Genomic DNA, 22,941 nt, shown 5'->3' on the forward strand with positions numbered 1-22,941 from the left:
GAAACCATCGAATGCGGGCTGCTCCGGTTCGTCAGTAAACAACGATGGCCTTTTCCAACGTAAGGATTTATGTAATGAAAAAAACCGTATTTATTTCTCTGCTGGCAGTGCTTTCCGTTTCCTCCGCATGGGCTCAGCAGAATGCGTCTGCTCCGTCAGAAAAGGCAGGCACTAATACTACTATTGCTTCCATGAATGAGCACGAGCGGGCGATTCTGGTGCACCAGAATATGGACAATGGCAACGCTGCTGCGCACCAGAGCATTATCGATATGCACCGCAAGATGATGCAGAGCGCGCAGTAACCGGCCTGCATACTGGATTTACAGTGCGTAACATAGACAGCAATTCCCGGAGATTGCTGTCTGTCAGGGGAGTCTCTCCGGGGTGCATTACCCTCATAACTGTAAATTTTTGGCTGATATATTGTATTATTTCTGCCACGCAGCCCGCTTTAACAGAGCGGGCTTTTTTTAGCTTTATAGCGACGTTTATTTCGCTTCGCTGATTCTATTTTTTTCAGGGGATAGTTTTTTGGAAATATGCTTTATTATTCCAGGCTTTTTATTCTTCTTAAGTAATTTCAAGTAAGTGAGGCGGAAATAGGTCTGAAAAATACCAGGTTTTTATCAACACCTGCTATACGTGCGCTATAACCTGATATAACTGTGCTGCATCACGCCTAAAAAAACGAAAGCTAGAAAACCTCAAAATGTCGCATTCTGTACGAACCGGGGCAGATGAAAGTTCAGGATAATGACGTACCGCTTCTGCTGTGCACCCTGTCGGCCGCTATCTCTGTTTACTTTGTTCTTTACAGAACTGCCAAGAAGGCCGGTGGCCTGCCATAAGCTCGTATTGGAAAGCAGCAGATAGAGAAATTCCTTCAATATGGCTATTAAATGCTCAGACTACCCTGCCGTAATGTTGGGTAATTATCGCCATGTTGTCGGCTCCGTTGTAAGTGTTGCCTCGTCATTTTTCCGTAGAGCTAAAGGATAGCTTCACTCCCGACCATGTTAATAACACATTCTTTTTTCCATACTTTTTTTAGTGGGAATGGCTGCCTGCAAGGTGGCTTGGGGTGATCACTGGCGACACATCTTCTGGCTCTTCTGTCTGCTCTAGCTCACGCAGGATCCCGCAGTCGCGGGTCGCCCGGTTTGCGTTGCAGTGACTCCGAAGTTCGTTCAGTTGCTTCTCCAGCATATTCAGCTCGCAAATGCGGGTCTGTACATGGCGCAGGTGCTCGTCTATCAGGGCATTCACTGTTCCGCAGTCAGCATCAGGTTGACTGCGCGCCCGAAGCAGGACCCGGATTTCATCATGCGTCATATCGAGCGTCCGGCAGCGCCTGATAAACATTAATCGCTCCAGATGCGCGCTGTCATAGTGCCGGTAATTATTTGCCTGGTCCCGTATCACGGGCTGCAATAATCCTTCACGTTCGTAATAACGCACCGTTTCAACAAGACATCCTGCCTGCCGTGCCAGTTCGCCAATTTTCATGTTTCACCTCATTCATGCTTGACCCTGTAGTTACTTCAGGGTCTTTAATGCCAGTATAAATGATGAACAGGACAAAAACATGAGTGACTGCTGCAGTAACAGTAAATGTGGGACGACCGCATCCGGTAAAAGCTCGCCTGTAAAAGGCATAGTCGCCCTGCGCTCAGAAATTCCGGAGAAGGGGAGCAGACCAGAAAGCAAAGCCGCCACTGACTGTTGCAGTGGTATAGGCTGCTGCGCGACAAAAGCGGTAAACCTGTCGGCTAAAGATGCCGCCGGGGATGAGCTTCAGACGCAGCAGATTACTGCTGAAGGGGTACGTACCCACATCCGCATTATGCAGATGGACTGTCCCGTTGAAGAGGGCATGATACGCAAAAAGCTGGACGACATGCCCGAAGTCAAAGAGCTGGATTTTAACCTGATGCAGCGCGTGCTGACAGTAGTCCATACCCCAGATGCCCTGGAGCCGGTTCTGGCTGCCATTCGCTCGCTGGGCTTTGAACCCGAACTGCCTGACAGCAGTGGCCGGCATGCGATAACGGAAGAAAAGAAAAAAACCTGGTGGCCGCTGGCGCTGGCTGGCGTAGCGGCGGCAGCCGCTGAGGCCATGCACTGGGGCGGTATGCCGGAGTGGGCGGAGGCCGCGCTGGCTCTGATTGCCGTAGCCGCCTGTGGCCTGACAACCTATAAAAAAGGCTGGATAGCGCTGCGTAACGGTAACTTAAACATCAATGCCTTGATGAGTATTGCCGTGACCGGTGCTTTGGCGCTCGGGCAGTGGCCGGAAGCCGCCATGGTGATGGTGCTGTTCACGATTGCAGAGCTGATTGAGGCCAGGTCTCTTGACCGCGCCCGTAATGCGATAGGCTCCCTGATGAAACTGATGCCGGAAACGGCTACGGTTCAGCAGCCGGACGGCTCCTGGAAAGACACCGAGGCAAAATCTGTTTCTCTGGGCAGCGTGGTCAGGGTCCGGCCCGGCGAGCGTATTGCGCTTGACGGCACCGTTATCCGGGGCCGCAGCTCCATTAACCAGGCACCCATTACCGGGGAAAGTCTGCCGGTAGAAAAAGGTGAAGGCGACCCGGTATTTGCCGGCACGGTTAACGGCCCGGGCGGTTTTGACTATCGGGTGACGGCTGTTGTCGGGAACACCACGCTGGCGCGAATCATTCATGCCGTAGAGGAAGCTCAGGGAGCGAAAGCCCCCACGCAACGCGTTGTAGACCGCTTTTCACGTATCTATACGCCTGTCGTGTTTGCCATTGCGGTTGCAGTTGCGGTTCTTCCGCCTCTGATTGCCGGGGCGAGCTGGCAGGAGTGGATTTATAAGGCGCTGGTCATGCTGGTTATCGCCTGTCCCTGCGCGCTCGTGATTTCCACCCCGGTGACCATTGTCAGCGGCCTGACGTCTGCAGCCCGCAGGGGGATCCTGATTAAAGGCGGTGTTTACCTGGAGGAAGGCCGACGGCTCACATGGCTGGCACTTGATAAGACCGGTACACTTACTCATGGTAAGCCGGTGCAGACAGATGGGGTGATTTATGCCGGAGTCACGGAAGAAGAAGGCCGCGGGCTGGCTGCCAGCCTGGCGGGTTATTCCGATCACCCGGTTTCACAGGCCGTGACGGCGGGGGCAAAAGGTACGCAACGGTATACCGTGGACAATTTTGAAGCCCTGCCCGGGCGCGGCGTGAGAGGGGGGATTAACGGAAAAACCTACCGCCTTGGAAATCTGAGGCTGACGGAAGAAACGTTAGTCTGCCCGCCTGCTGTAAAAGCGACGCTTACCGGGCTGGAAGCGCAGGGAAAAACCGTTGTCATGCTCAGTGATGAGAAGCAGGTGCTCGGGCTGTTTGCCGTGGCTGATACGGTCAAAGAGAGCAGCCGGGCAGCAATAAAAGCGCTGCACAGCCTCGGCGTCAGCACTGTCATGCTCACCGGAGACAATGCGCATACCGCCGGTGCGATCGCCAGCCAGGTCGGCATCGATGAGGCCCGGGGTGAGCAGTTGCCGGAAGACAAACTCCGCGCCATTGAGACGTTTGCTGCGCAGGGCACCACGGGCATGGTCGGCGATGGCATCAATGATGCCCCGGCGCTGGCCCGTGCTGATATCGGCTTTGCTATGGGAGCGATGGGCACCGATACCGCCATTGAAACGGCTGACGTGGCGCTGATGGATGATGACCTGCGGAAAATCCCTGCTTTTGTCCGGCTATCCCGGCAGACTTACCGTATTCTGGTTCAGAATATTATTATGGCGATCGGAATCAAGGCGGTGTTCCTGGCCCTGACAATCGCAGGCATGGGCACTATGTGGATGGCCGTGTTTGCTGACGTGGGCGCAAGCCTGCTTGTCGTGGCAAACGGTCTGCGCCTGTTGCGTAAATAGCCAGTTAATTTGTTGCCCACCGGTAGATGGCGGGCAATGTCCGCTTTTCGCTCATAGCTGCCATTAAAAGCGTCAATAATTTCTGTAGATTTTCTATTCCACATAAATGCCGATCTCTCGCAGAGGGTCATGACAGTTCTAGAGGCACTGGCCCCTAAAGTTGAAGTGTATTCAATTGACGAGGCCTGGATGCAGATAACCGGCATCAATGCCACCATACCCTATGAAGCATTCGGGCATCTGGTGCGTGACCAGGTTTACCGGCACACGGGCCTCACTGTAGGCGTAGGATGTGCGCCTACCAAGACCCTGGCAAAAGCCTGCAATTTTGCTGCGAAGACCTGGCCGGCCACCAAAGGCGTGGTGGCGCTGACTGACCCGCTGCGAATTCGTAAATTGCTTTCGCTGATGGCCACAGAGGATGTCTGGGGGATTGGCCGCCGGTTGTCGAAGACGCTTAACACAATGGGTATACAGACGGCGTTACAGCTGGCAACCTGGATGTGCGTTTTGCGCGTAAGCATTTTGGCGTGGTGCTTGAGCGTACCGTGCGGGAGCTGCGTGGCGAAAGCTGCATTTCCCTGGAAGAACATGCCCCGGCCAAACAGCAAATTATCTGTTCACGCTCGTTCGGGCAGCGCATACAGGATGAACAGGCCATGAGTCAGGCCGTGTGCCGTTATGCCGAACGGGCCGCTGAGAAGCTGCGCCATGAGAAGCAGTATTGCTGGCACATCACGGTCTTTATCCGTACCTCGCCGTATGCAGACGACCCGCAGTACGGCAATGCCGGCACCGAAAAGCTGCTGACGGCAACCCAGGACACGCGTGACATCGTGGCGGCCGCTCAGCGCATTCTGATGCGCCTTTGGCGGCCGGGATTTCGTTATGCCAAAGCCGGCGTGATGCTCAACGATTTCTCTCCAGACGGCATCGCCCAGCTGAACCTGTTTGATGAGCACGCGCCACGGCCTAATAGTGATGCACTGATGCAGGTGATCGACCAGATAAACCACAATGGCCTGGGCCGCGTCTGGTTTGCCGGCCAGGGTCTTGAGCCAGTATGGCAAATGAAGAGGGAGATGCTGTCGCCGGCTTATACAACGCGTTGGTCAGACTTACCGCTGGCCAAGATTTAAATATCAACATTAATCCGAACATTGCGGAAAATACCTGCAAGATTGCAGCAATAAAAAATGTAAATACTAGAAAGAAGTGAACTTAAGTCATTTGAAAGACATAAAAAAGGCTCAATTAGAGCCTTTACGAAGTAACCAGACTGTAAAGAAACAGTTCTTTAGGAGAACGGTTTTCTTACTATCCGAACTCGTATAATAATTATGACTTGATCACCCAAATGGCCATACCAATAGCTAGGGTGAACAAGATAGTCATAAATTGAGCATGGAAAGATGCGTGTAAGAACTCAGTCAAAAAACCAACAAAAATATTAAGGTCATTCATGGGGTTAATCCTCATTAAAGGTTATACGCCGACTGTGGAGTATGAGGATTATGCAGAAACTATCATCTGCATGATCTAAGGCTGCAAAAAATTTTTTACCAAAAACTCAACATCCATGCACTGTTAGATCCGGCGTCTTCCGGCATGAAGACTCAACACGTTTAAACGCGCAACAGGCACATAGTAATCCAAAGTTATTATTAACAAACTTAGTTTTCTATAATTAAACCAGGGTATTAAAAAAGGTTCGGTTTCGTACACTGAATCTAGCCACTGTCCGAAAGTTAGTGAAATCAATAACGGACATACTTTATGATTCGTATACCTATTCCGTACGGAAAGTTTCCTATGTCACGAGTTTTTGCTTACTGCCGGGTATCCACTCTGGAGCAGACCACAGAAAACCAACGTCGTGAAATTGAAGCGGCAGGTTTTGCCATCAGACCCCAGCGACTGATTGAGGAACATATCAGTGGTTCGGTTGCTGCCAGCGAACGTCCCGGATTTATTCGCCTGCTTGATCGGATGGAAAATGGTGATGTGCTGATTGTCACCAAGCTTGACCGACTTGGTCGTAATGCCATGGATATCAGAAAAACCGTTGAGCAACTGGCCGCATCAGATATTCGTGTTCACTGTCTGGCGCTCGGAGGTGTTGATCTGACCAGCGCAGCCGGGAGAATGACGATGCAGGTGATTTCAGCGGTAGCGGAATTTGAACGGGATTTGCTGCTTGAGCGCACACAATCTGGTATTGCGCGGGCAAAAGCAGCAGGCAAGCGTTTTGGTCGCCCGTCAGTGCTGAGTGAAGATCAAAAACGGGCTGCGATGGAGCGTCTCAATATGGGAATTAGTGTCAGCGCCGTTGCTCGTGAATTTAACACCACCCGGCAAACTATTCTCAGGGTGAAAACGGCGGCAGAAACAAATAATAGATCTTGATAAATTTCGGTTTAGATTTTTATTTAAATGGATGGTCATTCTGTTTACTGGACTGATCATCCTATTGTTTTTTTTAATTATTTTGCATCGCTAAGTGTTGCTCAGCCTCCTGTTGATGGACTGCTAATTGACCATGTTTAGTAAACCCGTGAGCAACAGCAGCCTGCTCATGCTCGTTCATGGAAGAAAATGATTTGGCGGTATTCACTGTTTCTGATGATATCTGAGTACCCATCATCTTTTTGTGATTTTCAATCATTTTCTCATGGGCGTATGAATTACCATTATTCATGTTTTTATGAACAATCATCGCTTGTTCATGTTCATTCATATGTAAAAATGACTGTGGTTTATTAGTGTCCTGCGTTTGTCCACCCATCATTTGCTTATGCATGTCAGCCATTTTTTGATGTGCATCTGAGTTGCTGTTTTTCATTGAGTCATGAGCAATAACAGCCTGCTGATGCTGACTCATCTCCATTTCTGGCATCGCGGTTTGTGTAGCCCAGGCAGAAGAAGCAATACCGAGGGAAATAGCGGTCGCGATAATAATATTTTTCATGTGATACTCCTGATTAAAACAATAATTAAATAGTGTGGCGTTTTCCTGATAACGGCCCACGCCCTGATGTTACTGATTATATAAATATCATTCTGTTGGGTTCGTGACCGGGTAATGACAAGTTGGTCATTTAGAAAAAATTAAAAATAAAGGCAGCACCTGATTAAAGGTGCCTGCCTGCTAACCGTGAAATCGGGGGAGTGTGAGGGTAAAGCGGGTCGAATGCGGATCAGAGGCGACGCTTATTTTTCCCTTATGTGCAACCACAATGGATTTGACGATGGCAAGCCCGATACCACTTCCTTCACTCTTTCTCTGACGTGAAGGATCCACACGATAAAACCGGTCGAAAAGTCGTGGTAGGTGTTCCTGCGGGACTGGCGCGCCCGGATTCTCCACGGTAAGCTCGACCCATTCAGCATTTTCATGGATATGTACGGTCACTGAACGCCCTGCCGGGGTATAGCGGATGGCGTTGGACAACAGATTGTTGATAACCCGACGGAGCATCAGCCGGTCTCCCTCAATCCTGCCGGAATCACCGTCCAGCGCCAGACCCACTTCGCGCTCTTCTGCCCAGGCCTCAAAAAAATCAAATACCTTGATAGTTTCAGCCCGAAGATCCAGCGGCATTTGCTCCGGAACCAGTTGATTATTATCCGCCTGAGCCAGGAACAGCATGTCACTGACCATTTTGGTCATCCGGTTGTACTCTTCAAGACTGGAATAGAGAACGTCCTCCAGCTCTTTTCCCGTGCGCTGTTGACTTAAGGCTATCTCCGTCTGGGTCATCAGGTTAGTGATAGGTGTCCTTATCTCATGGGCAATATCAGCGGAAAAATTCGCCTGCCGGGTGAACACATCTTCGATACGTGAAATCATGCTATTAAAGGAAATCACCAGTTGCTCGAGCTCAATCGGTACGCGGGCGGGATCAAGACGGACATCCAGATTATCTGAGGTGATGTTCTTAATTTTCAGGCTGACGTTACGTAACGGCTGATGTCCTTTATGTACAGCAAAATAAACCGTCAGAATAATCAGCAGACTCATCAGCGAAGCAATGAGTAACAGATTATATTTGAGCGCATCGAGATAGTGTAAGTGGAAATTTATTGAAAGGGCGATTATCAGTGTATCGCTTTTAACTTTTTCGCCATCCGGTGAATTAACCGGGGAGGCCAAGATCCGCCAGGAGGTCTGATTCACACCTTTATCATCATGCATGTTTAAATTATAAGGCATCTGGTCATTTGACCACTCGAAGATTTCACCTGATGATTTAGCATCAGTAAACCCGGCGGTGTTTATTACCGATATTAGTTCCAGTCCGTCAGGTGAACGATAGATGATTTTATTTTCAGAATTAAGCAACAGGACGGATATATGACGGTAGCTGGGGAGGATAATACTCATTTTATCGATTTTTTGCTGTTCCGACTCCTCCGGATTTTCCAGAATAGCGGTAAGCGTGGTGTTAATTTGCTTCAGGCTTTTGATGTCCTGTTCCGCAAAATGATTCTGGACAGAAATGAGCATAATGGCCGCAAAGGTTGCGAAGGTAAAAATGGTGGCCAGGCTGATAAGAAAAGTCAGCCGGATTTCGAGTGAGAAAGGCCGACGTTTACCATTAATCCTCATTCGGCACCTCAAGTACGTAACCGACGCCACGAACCGTCTGAATGAGTTTTGGCTCGAAATCATTATCAATTTTGGCACGCAGACGTTTTACTGCGACATCAATGGCGTTGGTATCACTGTCAAAGTTCATATCCCAGACCTGAGAGGCAATGAGCGAACGGGGCAGCACTTCACCTTGATGACGAACAAAAAACTCAAGTAGGGTAAATTCCTTACTCGTCAGCGTAATTCTCCGGCCTGCGCGACTGACTTTGCGTGAGACCAGGTCGATGTTCAGATCCGCCACCTGAAACTGACTTTCAGCTATGACCGCCACCCCACGACGCAACAGCGTCCTCACCCGGGCCAGCAGTTCTGCAAAAGCGAAAGGTTTTACCAGATAATCGTCTGCCCCCAGTTCGAGCCCCTTTACCCGGTGCTCAATGGCTCCGAGTGCGGTCAGCAACAGGATCGGTATCCCTTTACCAGCCGCCCGCAGCATACGGACAATATCCCAGCCATTTACGTCAGGGAGCATAATATCCAGAATGATAAGATCGTATTCTGCCGTCATAGCATAGTGGTATCCGGTGAGGCCGCTATCCGCTAAATCCACGATAAAACCGGCTTCCGTCAGCCCCTTGCTCAGATATTCGCCGGTTTTCGCCTCATCTTCAACAATCAGTATCTTCATCTTCTCTCCGGATATCGGCCATTTTCCAGTCATTCTAGTGAGCGGATTGGCGAGATCAACGACTGAAATGGAGAATGACAGCTTTGTCATTATCCTGTCACCAAGCCAACAGAGTCCCCCGGCTAATCTATCCCCCATCATTATTTACCCGCAGGATTTTCCGGGCGAGCCTGGACGGGAAGCGATATGTTCAAATTAAAACAACTGGCGGTCAGTACGGTGCTTATTCTGAGCGGGTGTGTTTCACTGGCCCCCGAATACGAGCGTCCGGCACTCCCTGTACCTCAGCAATTTTCTCTTTCCCGCAACAGCCTCGTCCCCGCCAGTGCAGGCTATCAGGATACCGGCTGGAAAACCTTTTTCGTCGATCCCCAAGCCCGGCGTTTCATTGCTGAGGCGCTGAAAAATAACCCTGACCTTAAAATGGCTATCCTGAAAGTGGAGGAAGCGCGGGCGCAGTATAATGTGACTGACGCAGACCGATACCCGCAACTGAACGCGTCTTCAGATGCGAACTACCAGGGCGGGTTAAAAGGCAGTAGTGCAACGACGAAAAACTACTCCGCAGGGCTGGATCTGAGTTTTGACCTAGATTTCTTTGGTAAGCTGAAAAACATGAGCGAAGCCGACAGGCAGAATTACTTTGCCAGTCAGGAGGCGCAACGAAATGTGCACATTCTGCTGATTTCTAACGTCTCGCAAAGTTACTACAACCAGCAGCTTGCCCTGGCGCAACTGAAAATCGCCCGTGAGACGCTGCAAAACTATCAGCAATCCTATGCCTTTGTTGAGCAACAGCTCGTCACCGGCAGCACAACGGTACTTGCTCTCGAACAGGCGCGTGGGGTCATTGAAAGCACTCGCGCCGAAATTGCCAGTCGTGAAGGGCAGCTGGCTCAGGCGAACAACGCGCTTCAGCTGTTACTGGGTATCTACAACAGCCTGCCAGCAGCCCGGACTGATGAGGCGGCAGATCTTAATCCCGTTAAATTACCGCCAAATCTTTCCTCAGCGGTTCTGCTCCAGAGGCCGGACATCATGGAAGCGGAGCACCAGTTGAAAGCGGCCGATGCCAACATCGGCGCGGCCAGGGCGGCATTTTTCCCGTCAATCAGCCTGACCAGCGGTCTGTCGGCCAGCAGCTCTGACCTCTCAAACCTGTTTACGCCAGGGAGTGGCATGTGGAATTTCGTGCCGAAAATCGAACTCCCGATTTTCAACGCGGGCCGCAATGAGGCAAACCTGACGCTGGCGAAGGTGCGTCAACAGCAAGCAGTAGTGAATTACGAACAAAAAATTCAGACCGCATTCAAAGACGTGGCCGACGCGTTGTCATTGCGGGACAGCATCAGCAAGCAAATTTCGGCGCAACAACGCTATCTTGACTCTCTTAAAATAACATTGCTGCGGGCGCGTGGATTATATTCAAACGGTGCGGTCAGTTATATTGAAGTACTGGATGCGGAACGCTCCTTATTTGCCACGCAACAAACCCTTCTCGATCTCAAATATTCACAGCAGGTCAATGAAATAAAACTCTTTACCGCACTTGGCGGCGGCTGGGTTGAGTAAATTTTCTCTTTTAATTAATCAGGAGTATTTAATATGCATCAGTCAATGAAAGCAGTCTTTTTAGGTTTAATGTCACTGGTGATAGCTCAGGCCGCTCAGGCCGGGGAGTCGCACCACGATATGCAGATGTCGCACGGTGAAATGAAAGCGGAACAACAGGTCATCAGCGCCACCGGCATTGTGAAGGATATTGATTTTCAGAACAAAAAAATCACCATTGCTCATGAAGCCATTCCGGCCCTTGGCTGGCCAGCAATGACCATGCGCTTTACCTTTACAACCCAGGATGACAATATCACTGCACTGAAACCTGGTAATAAGGTCAATTTTTCCTTTATACAGCAGGGAAATATTTCACTGTTTCAGGACATCCAGGTCACGCAGTCATAATTTAGCCACCGGTTTATACCCATCACAGTGAAACATTGTGATGGGTCTCTTTTATATGTTGTATGACCCGTAAAGTTTATATTTCCTTTACCAGGAGCAGTCATGGCTTCCTTAAAATTAAAATACGCTGCGGTAATGATTAGCAGTCTTCTCATTGGAGGGATAGTTGCCGTTGCCGTGTATCCTTATTTCAATTCTGGCGGGCATCCGACATCGCAGCCAGCGGAGCGTAAAGTCCTGTTCTGGTACGATCCCATGAAGCCTGATACCAAATTCGATAAACCCGGCAAATCGCCGTTTATGGATATGGATCTGGTGCCCAAATACGCCGATGATGGTGATGCACAGAACGGCAACGGAGTCCGGATTGATCCGTCTTTAGTGCAAAACCTGGGCATGAAAGCCGTGAAGGTAAACAAGGGGCATTTACAGTACACCCAGACGATACCAGCCAACGTCAGTTATAACGACTACCAGTTCGTTATCGTGCAGGCGCGTGCGGACGGTTTTATCGAAAAAGTCTACCCACTTACGATCGGGGATAAGGTCCGCAAAGGAACGCCTCTGATTGACATAACCATTCCTGACTGGGTTGAAGCTCAGAGCGAATACCTGTTGTTATCGGATACCGGTGGAACACAGGTCCAGATCAAGGGGATACTTGAACGTCTGCGCCTGGCAGGTATGCAGGAAGAAGACATTCAGCGGCTGCGCAGCACCCGTACTATCCAGACACGCTTCACTATTAAAGCACCGATTAACGGGGTCATTACCGCCTTCGATCTGCGGACCGGAATGAATATTTCAAAAGACAAAGTTGTGGCCCAAATCCAGGGGATGGATCCGGTTTGGATCAGCGCTTCGGTTCCGGAATCCATTGCCTACCTTCTCAAGGAAACCTCGCAGTTTGCCGTTTCAGTTCCGGCGTATCCGGACAAGACATTCAATGTTGAAAAGTGGAATATTTTACCGAGTGTGGACCCGACAACTCGCACCCTTCAGGTTCGTCTGCAGGTGAGCAACCCGGATGAGCTGTTAAAGCCGGGGATGAATGCCTATCTGAAACTGAACACACAAAGCAGTGAAATGCTGCTGATCCCCTCGCAGGCGGTGATTGACACAGGCAAGGAGCAGCATGTCATTACCGTTGATGGCGTAGGCCGGTTTGTTCCCAAATCAATCAAAATACTGCATGAATCTCAGAACCAGACCGGGATCGCCAGCGGGCTATCTGAAGGTGAGTCCGTGGTAGTGAACGGGCTATTCCTGATTGACTCTGAAGCCAACATTTCTGGCGCACTGGAGAGAATGCACCAGGCGGATAAGCTGGCGCCAATGACTCCGGGTATGGCGATGCCATCCGATAATTCACATACGAGTCACTGAGGATAACACAATGATTGCATGGATTATCCGGCGTTCGGTTGCCAACCGCTTTCTGGTGATGATGGCAGTATTGTTCCTGAGTATCTGGGGAACATGGACCATTGTGAATACCCCTGTCGATGCCTTACCCGACCTCTCTGATGTTCAGGTCATTATCAAAACCAGTTATCCGGGTCAGGCGCCGCAGATTGTCGAAAACCAGGTCACCTACCCACTGACCACAACCATGCTGTCCGTACCGGGCGCGAAGACGGTACGTGGCTTTTCCCAGTTTGGTGACTCCTATGTGTATGTGATTTTTGAGGATGGTACCGACCAGTACTGGGCACGTTCACGCGTGATGGAATATCTGAACCAGGCTCAGGGAAAATTGCCCAAAGGCGTGACGTCGGAAATTGGTCCCGATGCCACCGGTGTCGGCTGGATTTACGAATATGCCCTTGTCGATAAAAGCGGCAAGCACAATTTGGCCGAACTGCGTTCACTTCAGGACTGGTTCCTGAAATATGAGTTAAAAACTATTCCAAACGTCTCGGAAGTCGCGTCCATTGGCGGGATGGCCCGGGAATATCAGGTCCAGGTTGATCCGATAAAACTGTCGCAATACGGAATAACCCTGTCGCAGGTCAAAAACGCGCTGAACGCTTCGAATCAGGAAGCGGGCGGTTCTTCAGTGGAACTGGCCGAAACCGAATACATGGTGCGGGCCACCGGCTATCTTCAGTCCCTGAATGATTTCAACAACATTGTCCTCAGTGCGGGGGCAAATGGTATTCCTGTGTATTTAAAAGATGTCGCCCGGGTACAGACTGGACCTGAAATGCGGCGTGGCATTGCAGAGCTGAACGGTGAAGGTGAAGTTGCCGGCGGAGTGATTATTTTACGCTCCGGGAAAAATGCCCGGGATGTGATTTCCGCGGTGAAGGATAAGCTGGAGATACTGAAAAAGAGCCTTCCGCAGGGAGTTGAAGTGGTCACCACCTACGACCGCAGCCAGCTCATCGACCGGTCGATTGATAACCTCAGCCATAAATTGCTGGAAGAATTTATTGTGGTTGCCGTGGTCTGTGCGCTGTTCCTCTGGCATCTGCGCTCTGCACTGGTTGCCATCATATCTCTCCCACTGGGATTGTGTATTGCCTTCATCGTGATGCACTTCCAGGGGATGAATGCCAATATCATGTCGCTGGGCGGGATTGCGATTGCGGTCGGCGCCATGGTGGATGCTGCGGTGGTGATGATAGAAAATGCCCATAAACGGCTGGAGGAATGGGATCACCAGCACCCGGGAGAAAAAATTGATAATGCAACACGCTGGAAAGTTATCACTGATGCTTCGGTAGAGGTTGGACCGGCACTGTTCATTAGTCTGCTGATCATTACCCTGTCGTTTATCCCGATCTTTACTCTTGAGGGGCAGGAAGGCCGCCTGTTTGGTCCGCTGGCCTTCACCAAAACCTATTCGATGGCCGGGGCCGCAGTTCTGGCGATTGTGGTGATACCAATTCTGATGGGATTCTGGATCCGCGGAAAAATTCCGGCCGAAACCAGTAACCCGCTGAACCGGTTCCTGATCAGGATGTATCACCCCCTGCTGCTGCGTGTTCTCCACTGGCCAAAGCTGACGCTGGTCGTGGCATTATTATCGATCCTGACCATCGCATGGCCACTCAGTAAGGTGGGTGGGGAGTTTCTTCCGCAGATAAATGAGGGCGACTTACTGTATATGCCGTCCACACTGCCGGGTATTTCTCCCGCGCAGGCCAGGACGCTGTTGCAGACGACCGATAAGCTCATCAAAACCGTACCTGAAGTGGCCTCGGTGTTTGGGAAATCAGGGAAAGCGGACACCGCCACAGACTCAGCCCCGATGGAAATGCTGGAAACCACAATCCAGCTGAAGCCGGAAGACCAGTGGCGCCCGGGAATGACCATCGACAAAATTATCGACGAGCTCGACAAAACCGTTCGTTTACCTGGCCTGGCTAACCTCTGGGTACCTCCTATCCGTAACCGTATCGATATGCTGTCAACCGGGATTAAGAGCCCGATAGGGATCAAAGTCTCCGGTACGGTTCTGGCTGACCTTGACCAGACTGCACAACAGATTGAGGAAGTGGCCAGAACCGTTCCTGGTGTCACCTCTGCTCTGGCGGAACGTCTGGAAGGCGGGCGTTACATTACGGTCGACATTAACCGTGAAAAAGCGGCCCGATACGGCATGAGCATTGATGATGTCCAGTTGTTTGTAACCTCAGCGATTGGCGGCGCTCAGGTGGGGGAAGTGGTGGAAGGTGTTGCCCGGTACCCTATTAATATTCGCTATCCGCAGGGCTATCGTGATGGGCCTGAGACGCTGCGTCAACTGCCCATCCTCACCCCAATGAAGCAGCAGGTCACGCTGAGCGACGTTGCTGAGGTTAAAGTCGTTTCCGGTCCGAGCATGCTGAAAACAGAAAATGCCCGGCCAACGAACTGGATCTACATCGATGCCCGCGGTCGAGACATGGTTTCGGTGGTTAACGATCTTAAAATGGCCATCAGTGAAAAAGTGACCTTAAAACCGGGCACCAGTGTGGCTTTCTCCGGACAGTTTGAACTGCTGGAGCATGCCAACAAGAAGCTGAAACTGATGGTACCGATGACCATCATGATCATTTTCGTTCTGTTGTATCTGGCGTTCCGTCGTGTTGATGAAGCTGTATTGATCCTGATGAGCCTGCCCTTTGCTCTGGTGGGGGGGATATGGTTCCTTTACTGGCAGGGATTCCATATGTCGGTGGCGACCGGAACCGGGTTTATTGCCCTGGCTGGCGTTGCGGCAGAATTTGGGGTGGTGATGCTGATGTACCTGCGTCATGCCATTGAAGAAAAACCCGTGTTGTTAAGCCGGGAAACGTTCACTACTGAAGGACTGGATGACGCATTATACCATGGCGCGGTACTCCGTGTGCGACCAAAAGCCATGACCGTGGCGGTCATTATCGCCGGGTTGTTGCCGATATTATGGGGAACTGGAGCTGGTTCAGAAGTGATGAGCCGTATTGCTGCGCCGATGATTGGCGGCATGATCACCGCACCTTTACTGTCTCTGTTCATCATACCAGCAGCTTATAAGTTGATCTGGCTGAAGAGGCATAAAGTTATCGCAAGTTAAAAGTAGGTTTGGTTTTGCAACTGAAATCAGGAATACAGGTCAATGCCTGTATTCCTTTTTTATTATTACCTATCAAGCTGTGGTCCTGCCACAAGTGGCACAGATCCAATTGAACCATTTCCTCCGTAAAAGCTCTGGAAATGTGCGATTCAGCGTATACAAACGCACGAAGCGGACGCCGCATTCGTTCAATTGTGCAAAAAATAAACTTAGCGTAGGATATTTTCCGTTTTCCAGGCGGACCCCCTTCTGGACGCGCCGCTGACCGGAGAGAAGCTGAAGGCCGCAGACGTGACACACCCACCCCGTATCCTGATGCTCTACGGCTCGCTGCGGGAGCGCTCTTACAGCCGGCTCACAACAGAAGAGGCCGCCCGGCTGCTGACGGCAATGGGTGCCGAGGTGAAAGTTTTTAACCCGTCCGGCCTGCCGCTGCCTGACGACGCCCCGGAGACGCACCCGAAAGTCGCAGAGCTGCGTGAGCTGGTTCTCTGGTCAGAAGGCATGGTCTGGTGCTCCCCGGAGCGTCACGGTGCCATGACCGGCATCATGAAAGCGCAGATTGACTGGATACCGCTGACATCCGGCGCAGTCCGTCCGTCTCAGGGTAAAACCCTTGCCGTCAACCAGATGCGGATTCTCGGGCGCTGGATGCGTATGATCACCATTCCGAATCAGTCATCCGTAGCAAAAGCCTGGGCCGAGTTTGAGGAAGACGGCCGTATGAAACCTTCGCCGTATTACGATCGCATCGTGGACGTGATGGAGGAGCTGATGAAGTTCACCTTGCTGACGCGCGGGCGCAGTGATTACCTGACCGACCGTTATAGCGAAAGGAAAGAAAGTGCTGCGCAGCTCTCAGAGCGGGTCAACCAGCGCAGCATATGAAAAAAGCCGGCTTCTGTTTTTACGTCTTCCTTCCGCCGGCAGCACGCAGAAAGGTCAGTGGCTGATTCGCTTCCCGTGCTCATCAATAACTTTTTCGCCGTCTTCTTTGGTGAATGCCCCCTGCTGCGGGTTCGGCAGAATGTCCAGAACTGCTTCAGACGGACGGCAGAGCTTTGTACCGAGCGGCGTCACCACGACTGGACGGTTGATGAGGATAGGATGGGCCAGCATGGCCTCCAGCAGTTCGTCATCGCTGAACCGGTCTTCTGCCAGCCCAAGCTGCTCATACGGCTCCGTGTTTTTGCGCAGCAGCCCGCGTACGCTGATACCCATATCCGCAATCAGCTTTTGCAGCTCGTCACGGGCTGGCGGCGTCTCCAGATACAAAATTACCGATGGCTCTGTGCCGCTGTTGCGGATAAGCGCCAGGGTGTTACGGGACGTCCCACAGGCCGGGTTGTGGTAAATAGTGATGTCAGTCATAAGCGTACTCCATAAGAGACTGCGCAGACGCAGTCCCAGGTTTGGGTTAAACAGACAGGCGCAGGGCCAGCGCGGCCAACGTCACAAAAAGCACTGGCAAGGTCATCACGATGCCTACGCGAAAGTAGTAGCCCCAGCCGACCGTAATATTTTTCTGCGCCAGTACATGCAGCCACAGCAGAGTCGCCAGGCTGCCGATCGGGGTAATTTTCGGACCGAGGTCGCAGCCGATGATGTTGGCGTAAATCATCGCCTCCTTCACCATGCCCTGAGCAGTGCTGCCGTCAATGGAGAGCGCGCCGACCAGGACGGTGGGCATGTTATTCATCACCGAGGACAGAAAGGCCGTCAGGAAACCGGTGCCCAGCGTGGCCCCCCAGACGCCGTGCTCAGCAAACCGGTTCAGGGCAGCAGAGAGATAATCCGTCAGGCCGGCATTGCGCAGACCATACACCACGAGATACATGCCCAGCGAGAAGATGACTATCTGCCAGGGCGCGCCTTTCAGAACCTTGTTTGTGTCGATAACCTGCCCTTTCCGGGCAACCAGCCAGAGGATAAAGGCTGCCACCGCGGCTACCAAGCTGACCGGGACGCCGAGAGGCTCCAGGCCAAAAAAGCCGGCCAGTAGCAAGAGCAGCACCAGCCAGCCGGTTTTAAAGGTTCGTATGTCACGGATAGCTTCCCGGGGTGCTTTCAGCTTTGCCAGGTCATAACCTGCAGGGATGTCTTTGCGGAAAAAAAGGTGCAGCATGGACAGGGTGGCAGCCACGGAAGCGATATTAACCGGTACCATCACGGAGGCGTATTCACTGAAGCCCAGCTTAAAGAAGTCTGCCGTAACGATATTTACCAGGTTCGACACGATCAGCGGCAGGCTTGAAGTGTCCGCAATAAATCCGGCGGCCATCACAAACGCCAGCGTGGCACTGGGGCTGAAGCCCAGCGCCAGCAGCATGGCGATAACAATTGGCGTGAGAATAAGCGCCGCGCCGTCGTTGGCAAACAGGGCCGCGACCGCCGCTCCCAGCAGAATAATATACGTAAACAGCAGCCGGCCTTTACCGCCTCCCCAGCGGGAAACGTGCAGCGCAGCCCATTCAAAAAAACCGCATTCATCAAGCAACAGGCTGATGATAATCACGGCAATAAAGGTAGCCGTGGCATTCCAGACGATCTGCCAGACCGCCGGGATATCACCAGGGTGAACCACACCGGCCAGCAACGCCAGCGCGGCGCCGATAACTGCACTCCAGCCAATACTGAGCCCTTTCGGTTGCCAGATGACCAGTACCAGCGTCAGGACAAATATTGCACCCGCCAAAAACATACATTTTCCTTTTGATATCGCTCCCGTCAGACCGGGCAGAAAACACTCAACACAACGTATATGTAAAACCAAATATGTATGGGTAAATTTTTTAAAGGCAAACAGGCTTGCCGTTGGTGGTCACGCTATCCCGTTCAGCCCGCTGGCTGAGTTGCAAGATGTCATTGCGCTGACACAAGTAAGCCTGCTCAATCACCGCTGCAGCCCAGGCTGGCATATGTGGTGACAACCGATAATAAATCCACTTGCCGTCGCGCCTGTCAATAAGCAGGCCTCCGTCTCTGAGTATTGCCAGATGCCGGGAAATTTTAGGCTGACTTTCCTTCAGAATTGACGTGAGTTCACAGACGCACAGCTCTCCTTTTTCGCGTAGCAACAAAACCAGACTGAGCCGTGTTTCATCGGACAGATTTTTGAAAAGCTGAAGAGGTTGAAGTTGAGGCATGATAGCTCCTGAGCCCGGGACGGAAGTCAGTGTCGCTGCCTGTAAACTGAGAGTCAATATTACATTCATTAATTCAGATGTGTTCATCTGGCCTAGGTTCATCTTCTGGAGATCAACCTTGTAGCGTATTTGTACAGTTAAACCAGGACGATGTAATCGCTCAACGTCCGCTTTCCGCTCATAGCTACCATTAAAAGCGTCAATAATTTCTGTAGATTTTCTATTCCACATAATCAGCGGAACGGGCAATTACACAGCCATCGTTGTTCGAAACGACGCAGATAGGCTTCCCACGCAGATCGGGGCGAAAAACGGTTTCACAGGATGCATAAAAGTTGTTGGCGTCAGCGAGCGCAAACATAGGTCAGATCCGGTTTATGCTGTACATAAAAACAGTATTAATGAATATCCTGGCGTTATCAACCGCTCAAAGGAGAGGGCTAAACCTGCCAGAATTTTTCCGGTGCCGGTTTAAGTTATTCCTGACGTACCTGGTTAAACCCTAAGCCCGCTATATCAGTAAGGACATAAGCCACTACCCCCCAGATCAATGCGTCATCTTCTTCGGTCAGGAGCATGACTGAGCCCTGGCCAGACAGTTCTTGCAGCCCCGGAACCGGCTCTAGCTGCAGGCGGCGCAGCACAAGCTCGTCATCAACCTTTACGATGACAACCTGACGGTCCTGTGGCGTCAGACCACGATCGATGACCAGGAGCGACCCCTTCATAATGCCCACGTCCGGGTAATCACTTGCGCTCCTTAACAGGTAGGTTGAATGAGGGGAGAGATACACAAGATCACCCAACGTCAGGCGATGTTCCGTGTAGTTCTGTGAGGGATTTTGAAAGCCCATTCGGTACTCCTGGGTGTAGATGCGCTTATAGCGCATGAAGGCGCCTGATAATGTTTAGCAGAACACAGCAGGTTAGGGCGCCGGTAGCCCGGCGAAGCCGGTTCCGGGTTGATAGGTTTTACCGAACCATCCCTTCGCCCTGCTAAGCCATACCCGCTAAAAGCGTCGCTAAACGGTTTGTGCGCCGTCGGAGTGGTCACGACAAGGCCTTGGCCGCAGTCGGGGCGTATCTCCGCGTTACGTGCCCTTTAGGGCCGTTACGGGCGTGTTGCACAATCTAACAGCGATACTTCTAACTACGATTCTAAAGCTAATTACAACATTCATTATAAAAAGCGGCTCTGTTCCGGCCCGCTGGGCCGGGCGGCGGGCTTTTCAGTGGTGAGGTATTTGTATTGTTTTAGATATGCACACTATGCCCGCCATTATAGAAATATCTTCCGATTGGTGATAACGGTCCTCGGTGGCCTGTACCGAACCAACTGAGCGTTGTCAGTGATGTTAAAGCGGTGCTTGTCGTATGAACTACTCCCAAATAAAGAACCCGATTAACAGCATCGGTATCGCCTTTCACAATAGTGACATCCACGCTTCATCTTGAAGTCAGCGAAGCGGCCAGATAATTATTGAAACAGTCGGACTGAGGATAAGAGGTTAGGTAAACGTTTACCAGATCGCCAAAGTTTGTCACCGCAAGCTTTCCATGACCAGATAGTTAGCTATTCTATCACGCATAAGCTGAGTCTCATGTTCGTTTAAATGAAATACTGGCTCGTCATCAGCTGGTCCATAAACTACAACCGCTGCCGACTTACTTTTAGCAATTGCTTGTTGCCTTGGAGCACTTTTCTCTCTGTATGCTCAGCCACGCATTTCCCTCGCTGCCGCTACATCACCCTGCAACGCCTCTCGTTTAACTCACGACGACCCAAGCTCCTTATGCTCCTTATGCTCCTTATGCTCCTTATGCTCCTCTCGCAGCTTAAGACGAAGCTCAACCATAGCCATCATTTTTTCAAACTCGGTAACGCGCGAGATACGCTAGCTTACGCATAAGGGGATCGTTTACCTCTTGCCGAACCCGAGATTTGATGACTGCGTAGTGTGAAGATATCTTTTGGAAACGAGCACGAACATGAAGGTCTGGACTTTCCCAGCCAGCACGATATGCATCGTAATGCGCACGTAAAATTTCACACGCCACCGCCCTTACCTTCCTACATTCACGACGACACACCTGGTCACGTACATGAAGCTGTGGCGCGTACGTTTTTTCCATGGCGATAATACCGTCTTTAGGTTTCTCAGGGTTAAAGACCGAAGGCAAGTCCTGGAAAGTACTACATCGGCGTTTCATCTTAGGCAGACTTATTTCGAGATGAATATCTGACGCTTTAACACTAACAACCTCAGGATGGATCACATCCAAGACCGTAAGCCACCGCTCTGTTCCCGAATACCTAAACCGTGGGTGTACAAAGTCATGTGCAATGTTGATCAGTCAAGTTTCTTCTCAAACGGGGCTTTGCTGATAGCATTACGTGTTTTATGAACAGCATAACCATGCAAACTTCACGAGCAGAAAATAACCCCTACTTTACAGCAATGCTTGAAACTGCTGAGGTATGGCACGGTGTGCGATGCAGTTCATAGTCGCCATCAAGATGCCAACTGCCATTATCTACGTTGAAGCCACAATGGCGTTCGAGGATGCGACAACATTTCTGCAGGGTATCTGCATCCTACCAAAGATTTTGGGCAAGGAACGTCTCAGGGTGAACACGGTTAATGAAACATGACAGTGAACGTTATCCTTATCGCGGTGAATGGCAGCGATATACTGATTATCCTTCATGCCGAGACTTTCCAGACAGTAACGGGGGCTACTAAAGATCACATCAGGGAAGGGGTCTTCGTCACTCTGCCAGGAGAGAAGAAAGTGGTGAACAGCATTCTTGCAACGTTGGTTCTGCATTGCGGTCATGTTCATTTCTGACGCAGCAGTCTCTAAAGAAAAACAGTTAGTCTCACAAAGCACCTCACTAGACAAGACACGCTGACAAGTTGAGTTGTCGACGCACTAAGTTCAGGGTCGACATAGCTGACCAATTGTTTGAAGCCAGCCGCTTCAGGCACCTCTGAAACAGGAGCCGTTGCATCCTTACCTGGTGTAACGGACTCACTACTCTTCTTATCATCTCGCTAGCTAACGTAGTCAACTAAATGGCGAAAGCTTGTTTTCTTATCACGCCGCTTAGGAGGAGTTATGATGTTCATAAATCCTGAATCTCATGAGCATACACCGGCGTCATATTGATAGCATTGATGGCAGTGGTGATCCCCACAAGTGCCTCCGAAAACTGTCGGCTTAGCTCTGGGGTCATGGTTTCCTGCATCTGTAAATAGAGATGCTTTTGAAGCCACCCAAGACGCTTAAGCTCGTTCATCATGCGAATATCTGTACGGACCATTATGCGGCGGCCAAGAGCTGTTCTGCGTAAGTATTCCGACGTCGTAAGGCCGGCAGAAAGAGCTTTCTTGTTAATTGCAGCGTACTCATCTTCCGTGCAGCGGCACCTGACAACTTTGAGTTTTTGTGGTTGTTCGTTTTTCATGTTAACTCAACCTATTTACTGTACTAGGGTGTCGGGGCGGAGCCCTGACCAAGCGTTTTGGAGATTACAACCAGTACGCTGGTTGTAGCTACAAAACATTTCCTGTCCTATCATTCACTCGTGCGAACGATTTTACCACCGGCCGTGGTGGTTCGCTATGTTGGTTTCTATTTGAAATTATTTAGGGCAATAGGTACAACGGTTTTTTATCAGAAGGAAAACATTTATGCGTCAAAAAATTAGAAGTTATACAGCCAGAATGATATTAAATTGGTGAGAGAGCAACTGGTATCGCTTCCTGATATAATTTTAGAAAGATTACTTAAGATTTAAGTTTTGGGCCTTTAAAATTTGATATCTAGGCTCTAGTAAATGAGATGGGTTACACGCATGAAGAGATTCATGAACAACTATCAACAAGGGTTTTGGCAGATGTTACTCAGAAGAATATTGCATCGTTAAGTAGGCCAAAAAACTACGCTATAGAACAAGCATAAGAACACGTTCCGCTGATTGTGAAATACTCACTTTACCTGACAATGACGCTTAAATGATTCCAGAATACAGGGCCTATGCTCACTCTAGGTAAAAATAAATTTCAGGATTTTTTTGGAGTATGACTATTGTGCGTG

At 50.6% G+C, this 22,941-nt stretch carries 18 protein-coding genes and 2 pseudogenes; 9 read left to right on the forward strand and 11 right to left on the reverse strand.

What is annotated here, in order from left to right; all coding sequences use genetic code 11:
* Nucleotides 1-74 precede the first annotated feature (74 nt).
* On the forward strand, nt 75-305 hold the full coding sequence (locus tag JK232_RS18200; protein ID WP_212589533.1) for a hypothetical protein: 231 nt from the start codon (nt 75-77) through the stop codon (nt 303-305).
* Between the two features lie 745 nt (nt 306-1,050).
* Here JK232_RS18200 and cadR read toward each other — a convergent pair.
* Nucleotides 1,051-1,509 (reverse strand): Cd(II)/Pb(II)-responsive transcriptional regulator, encoded by a 459-nt coding sequence (gene cadR, locus JK232_RS18205; protein WP_212589534.1) that lies wholly within the window; start codon nt 1,507-1,509, stop codon nt 1,051-1,053.
* 79 nt (nt 1,510-1,588) lie between these two features.
* Here cadR and JK232_RS18210 point away from each other — a divergent pair, with 79 nt between their 5' ends.
* The 3 genes and pseudogenes from JK232_RS18210 (at nt 1,589) to JK232_RS18220 (ending at nt 6,313) form a co-directional block, all read left to right on the forward strand.
* The gene (locus tag JK232_RS18210; protein ID WP_212589535.1) at nt 1,589-3,907 is read left to right on the forward strand and encodes a heavy metal translocating P-type ATPase; all 2,319 of its coding nucleotides are present in this window, start codon (nt 1,589-1,591) and stop codon (nt 3,905-3,907) included.
* Nucleotides 3,908-4,003: 96 nt separating this feature from the next.
* Nucleotides 4,004-5,046: pseudogene (gene umuC, locus JK232_RS18215) on the forward strand (translesion error-prone DNA polymerase V subunit UmuC); the annotation flags it as partial.
* Nucleotides 5,047-5,719: 673 nt separating this feature from the next.
* The gene (locus JK232_RS18220) at nt 5,720-6,313 is read left to right on the forward strand and encodes a recombinase family protein (protein WP_212589536.1); all 594 of its coding nucleotides are present in this window, start codon (nt 5,720-5,722) and stop codon (nt 6,311-6,313) included.
* A 73-nt stretch (nt 6,314-6,386) separates the two neighbouring features.
* Here the strand turns inward: JK232_RS18220 and JK232_RS18225 are convergent, their stop codons facing one another.
* The 3 genes from JK232_RS18225 to JK232_RS18235 all read right to left on the reverse strand — a co-directional run bounded on the left by JK232_RS18225 (nt 6,387) and on the right by JK232_RS18235 (nt 9,189).
* Nucleotides 6,387-6,875 carry a copper-binding protein gene (locus JK232_RS18225; RefSeq protein ID WP_212589537.1) on the reverse strand — a complete coding sequence of 163 codons (489 nt, stop codon included), beginning with the start codon at nt 6,873-6,875 and terminating at the stop codon, nt 6,387-6,389.
* Nucleotides 6,876-7,055: 180 nt separating this feature from the next.
* Nucleotides 7,056-8,516 carry a Cu(+)/Ag(+) sensor histidine kinase gene (locus tag JK232_RS18230; protein WP_212589538.1) on the reverse strand — a complete coding sequence of 487 codons (1,461 nt, stop codon included), beginning with the start codon at nt 8,514-8,516 and terminating at the stop codon, nt 7,056-7,058.
* The gene (locus JK232_RS18235; RefSeq protein ID WP_212589539.1) at nt 8,506-9,189 is read right to left on the reverse strand and encodes a copper/silver response regulator transcription factor; all 684 of its coding nucleotides are present in this window, start codon (nt 9,187-9,189) and stop codon (nt 8,506-8,508) included. The genes JK232_RS18230 and JK232_RS18235 overlap by 11 nt, the downstream gene beginning before the upstream one ends.
* A gap of 186 nt (nt 9,190-9,375) precedes the next feature.
* On the opposite strand from JK232_RS18235, the gene JK232_RS18240 reads away from it, so the two are divergent.
* From JK232_RS18240 to arsH, 5 genes are all read left to right on the forward strand, one after another.
* Complete coding sequence (locus JK232_RS18240) at nt 9,376-10,761, forward strand: efflux transporter outer membrane subunit (protein WP_212589540.1); 1,386 nt, start codon at nt 9,376-9,378, stop codon at nt 10,759-10,761.
* 33 nt (nt 10,762-10,794) lie between these two features.
* Nucleotides 10,795-11,151 (forward strand): cation efflux system protein CusF, encoded by a 357-nt coding sequence (gene cusF, locus JK232_RS18245; protein ID WP_212589541.1) that lies wholly within the window; start codon nt 10,795-10,797, stop codon nt 11,149-11,151.
* 102 nt (nt 11,152-11,253) lie between these two features.
* On the forward strand, nt 11,254-12,537 hold the full coding sequence (locus JK232_RS18250) for an efflux RND transporter periplasmic adaptor subunit (protein ID WP_212589542.1): 1,284 nt from the start codon (nt 11,254-11,256) through the stop codon (nt 12,535-12,537).
* Between the two features lie 10 nt (nt 12,538-12,547).
* Nucleotides 12,548-15,694: a CusA/CzcA family heavy metal efflux RND transporter gene (locus JK232_RS18255; RefSeq protein ID WP_212589543.1), complete on the forward strand. Its 3,147-nt coding sequence runs from the start codon at nt 12,548-12,550 to the stop codon at nt 15,692-15,694.
* Between the two features lie 249 nt (nt 15,695-15,943).
* Nucleotides 15,944-16,582 (forward strand): arsenical resistance protein ArsH, encoded by a 639-nt coding sequence (gene arsH / locus JK232_RS18260; protein WP_246538708.1) that lies wholly within the window; start codon nt 15,944-15,946, stop codon nt 16,580-16,582.
* Between the two features lie 54 nt (nt 16,583-16,636).
* Here arsH and arsC read toward each other — a convergent pair whose 3' ends face one another.
* The 7 genes and pseudogenes from arsC to mobA all read right to left on the reverse strand — a co-directional run bounded on the left by arsC (nt 16,637) and on the right by mobA (nt 22,309).
* Nucleotides 16,637-17,065, reverse strand: coding sequence for a glutaredoxin-dependent arsenate reductase (gene arsC / locus JK232_RS18265; protein ID WP_212589544.1), 429 nt, complete (start codon nt 17,063-17,065; stop codon nt 16,637-16,639).
* A 46-nt stretch (nt 17,066-17,111) separates the two neighbouring features.
* Nucleotides 17,112-18,395, reverse strand: a complete 1,284-nt coding sequence (locus JK232_RS18270; protein ID WP_212589545.1) for an arsenic transporter — start codon at nt 18,393-18,395, stop codon at nt 17,112-17,114.
* Between the two features lie 91 nt (nt 18,396-18,486).
* Nucleotides 18,487-18,840 carry a metalloregulator ArsR/SmtB family transcription factor gene (locus JK232_RS18275; protein ID WP_212589546.1) on the reverse strand — a complete coding sequence of 118 codons (354 nt, stop codon included), beginning with the start codon at nt 18,838-18,840 and terminating at the stop codon, nt 18,487-18,489.
* Nucleotides 18,841-19,072: 232 nt separating this feature from the next.
* Nucleotides 19,073-19,201, reverse strand: a pseudogene (locus JK232_RS18280) (Y-family DNA polymerase); the annotation flags it as partial.
* 115 nt (nt 19,202-19,316) lie between these two features.
* The gene (locus JK232_RS18285) at nt 19,317-19,730 is read right to left on the reverse strand and encodes a S24 family peptidase (RefSeq protein WP_246538686.1); all 414 of its coding nucleotides are present in this window, start codon (nt 19,728-19,730) and stop codon (nt 19,317-19,319) included.
* 1,645 nt (nt 19,731-21,375) lie between these two features.
* Nucleotides 21,376-21,684, reverse strand: coding sequence for a relaxase/mobilization nuclease domain-containing protein (locus JK232_RS23095; protein ID WP_212589547.1), 309 nt, complete (start codon nt 21,682-21,684; stop codon nt 21,376-21,378).
* Between the two features lie 283 nt (nt 21,685-21,967).
* On the reverse strand, nt 21,968-22,309 hold the full coding sequence (gene mobA, locus JK232_RS18295; RefSeq protein ID WP_212589548.1) for a plasmid mobilization protein MobA: 342 nt from the start codon (nt 22,307-22,309) through the stop codon (nt 21,968-21,970).
* Between the last annotated feature and the right edge of the window lie 632 nt (nt 22,310-22,941).

This window comes from Nissabacter archeti, assembly GCF_018257325.1.
In the GTDB taxonomy this organism is placed as follows: domain Bacteria; phylum Pseudomonadota; class Gammaproteobacteria; order Enterobacterales; family Enterobacteriaceae; genus Chimaeribacter; species Chimaeribacter arupi.

Bases quoted from the DNA above. Each gene is read 5' to 3' on its own strand.
- JK232_RS23095 (WP_212589547.1), bottom strand. From the start codon at position 21,684: ATGAACATGACCGCAATGCAGAACCAACGTTGCAAGAATGCTGTTCAC.
- cusF (WP_212589541.1), top strand. From the start codon at position 10,795: ATGCATCAGTCAATGAAAGCAGTCTTTTTAGGTTTAATGTCACTGGTG.
- JK232_RS18235 (WP_212589539.1), bottom strand. From the start codon at position 9,189: ATGAAGATACTGATTGTTGAAGATGAGGCGAAAACCGGCGAATATCTG.
- mobA (WP_212589548.1), bottom strand. From the start codon at position 22,309: ATGAAAAACGAACAACCACAAAAACTCAAAGTTGTCAGGTGCCGCTGC.
- JK232_RS18200 (WP_212589533.1), top strand. From the start codon at position 75: ATGAAAAAAACCGTATTTATTTCTCTGCTGGCAGTGCTTTCCGTTTCC.
- JK232_RS18270 (WP_212589545.1), bottom strand. From the start codon at position 18,395: ATGTTTTTGGCGGGTGCAATATTTGTCCTGACGCTGGTACTGGTCATC.
- JK232_RS18210 (WP_212589535.1), top strand. From the start codon at position 1,589: ATGAGTGACTGCTGCAGTAACAGTAAATGTGGGACGACCGCATCCGGT.
- arsC (WP_212589544.1), bottom strand. From the start codon at position 17,065: ATGACTGACATCACTATTTACCACAACCCGGCCTGTGGGACGTCCCGT.
- cadR (WP_212589534.1), bottom strand. From the start codon at position 1,509: ATGAAAATTGGCGAACTGGCACGGCAGGCAGGATGTCTTGTTGAAACG.
- JK232_RS18240 (WP_212589540.1), top strand. From the start codon at position 9,376: ATGTTCAAATTAAAACAACTGGCGGTCAGTACGGTGCTTATTCTGAGC.
- JK232_RS18285 (WP_246538686.1), bottom strand. From the start codon at position 19,730: ATGCGCTATAAGCGCATCTACACCCAGGAGTACCGAATGGGCTTTCAA.
- JK232_RS18225 (WP_212589537.1), bottom strand. From the start codon at position 6,875: ATGAAAAATATTATTATCGCGACCGCTATTTCCCTCGGTATTGCTTCT.
- JK232_RS18220 (WP_212589536.1), top strand. From the start codon at position 5,720: ATGTCACGAGTTTTTGCTTACTGCCGGGTATCCACTCTGGAGCAGACC.
- JK232_RS18230 (WP_212589538.1), bottom strand. From the start codon at position 8,516: ATGAGGATTAATGGTAAACGTCGGCCTTTCTCACTCGAAATCCGGCTG.
- JK232_RS18250 (WP_212589542.1), top strand. From the start codon at position 11,254: ATGGCTTCCTTAAAATTAAAATACGCTGCGGTAATGATTAGCAGTCTT.
- JK232_RS18275 (WP_212589546.1), bottom strand. From the start codon at position 18,840: ATGCCTCAACTTCAACCTCTTCAGCTTTTCAAAAATCTGTCCGATGAA.
- JK232_RS18255 (WP_212589543.1), top strand. From the start codon at position 12,548: ATGATTGCATGGATTATCCGGCGTTCGGTTGCCAACCGCTTTCTGGTG.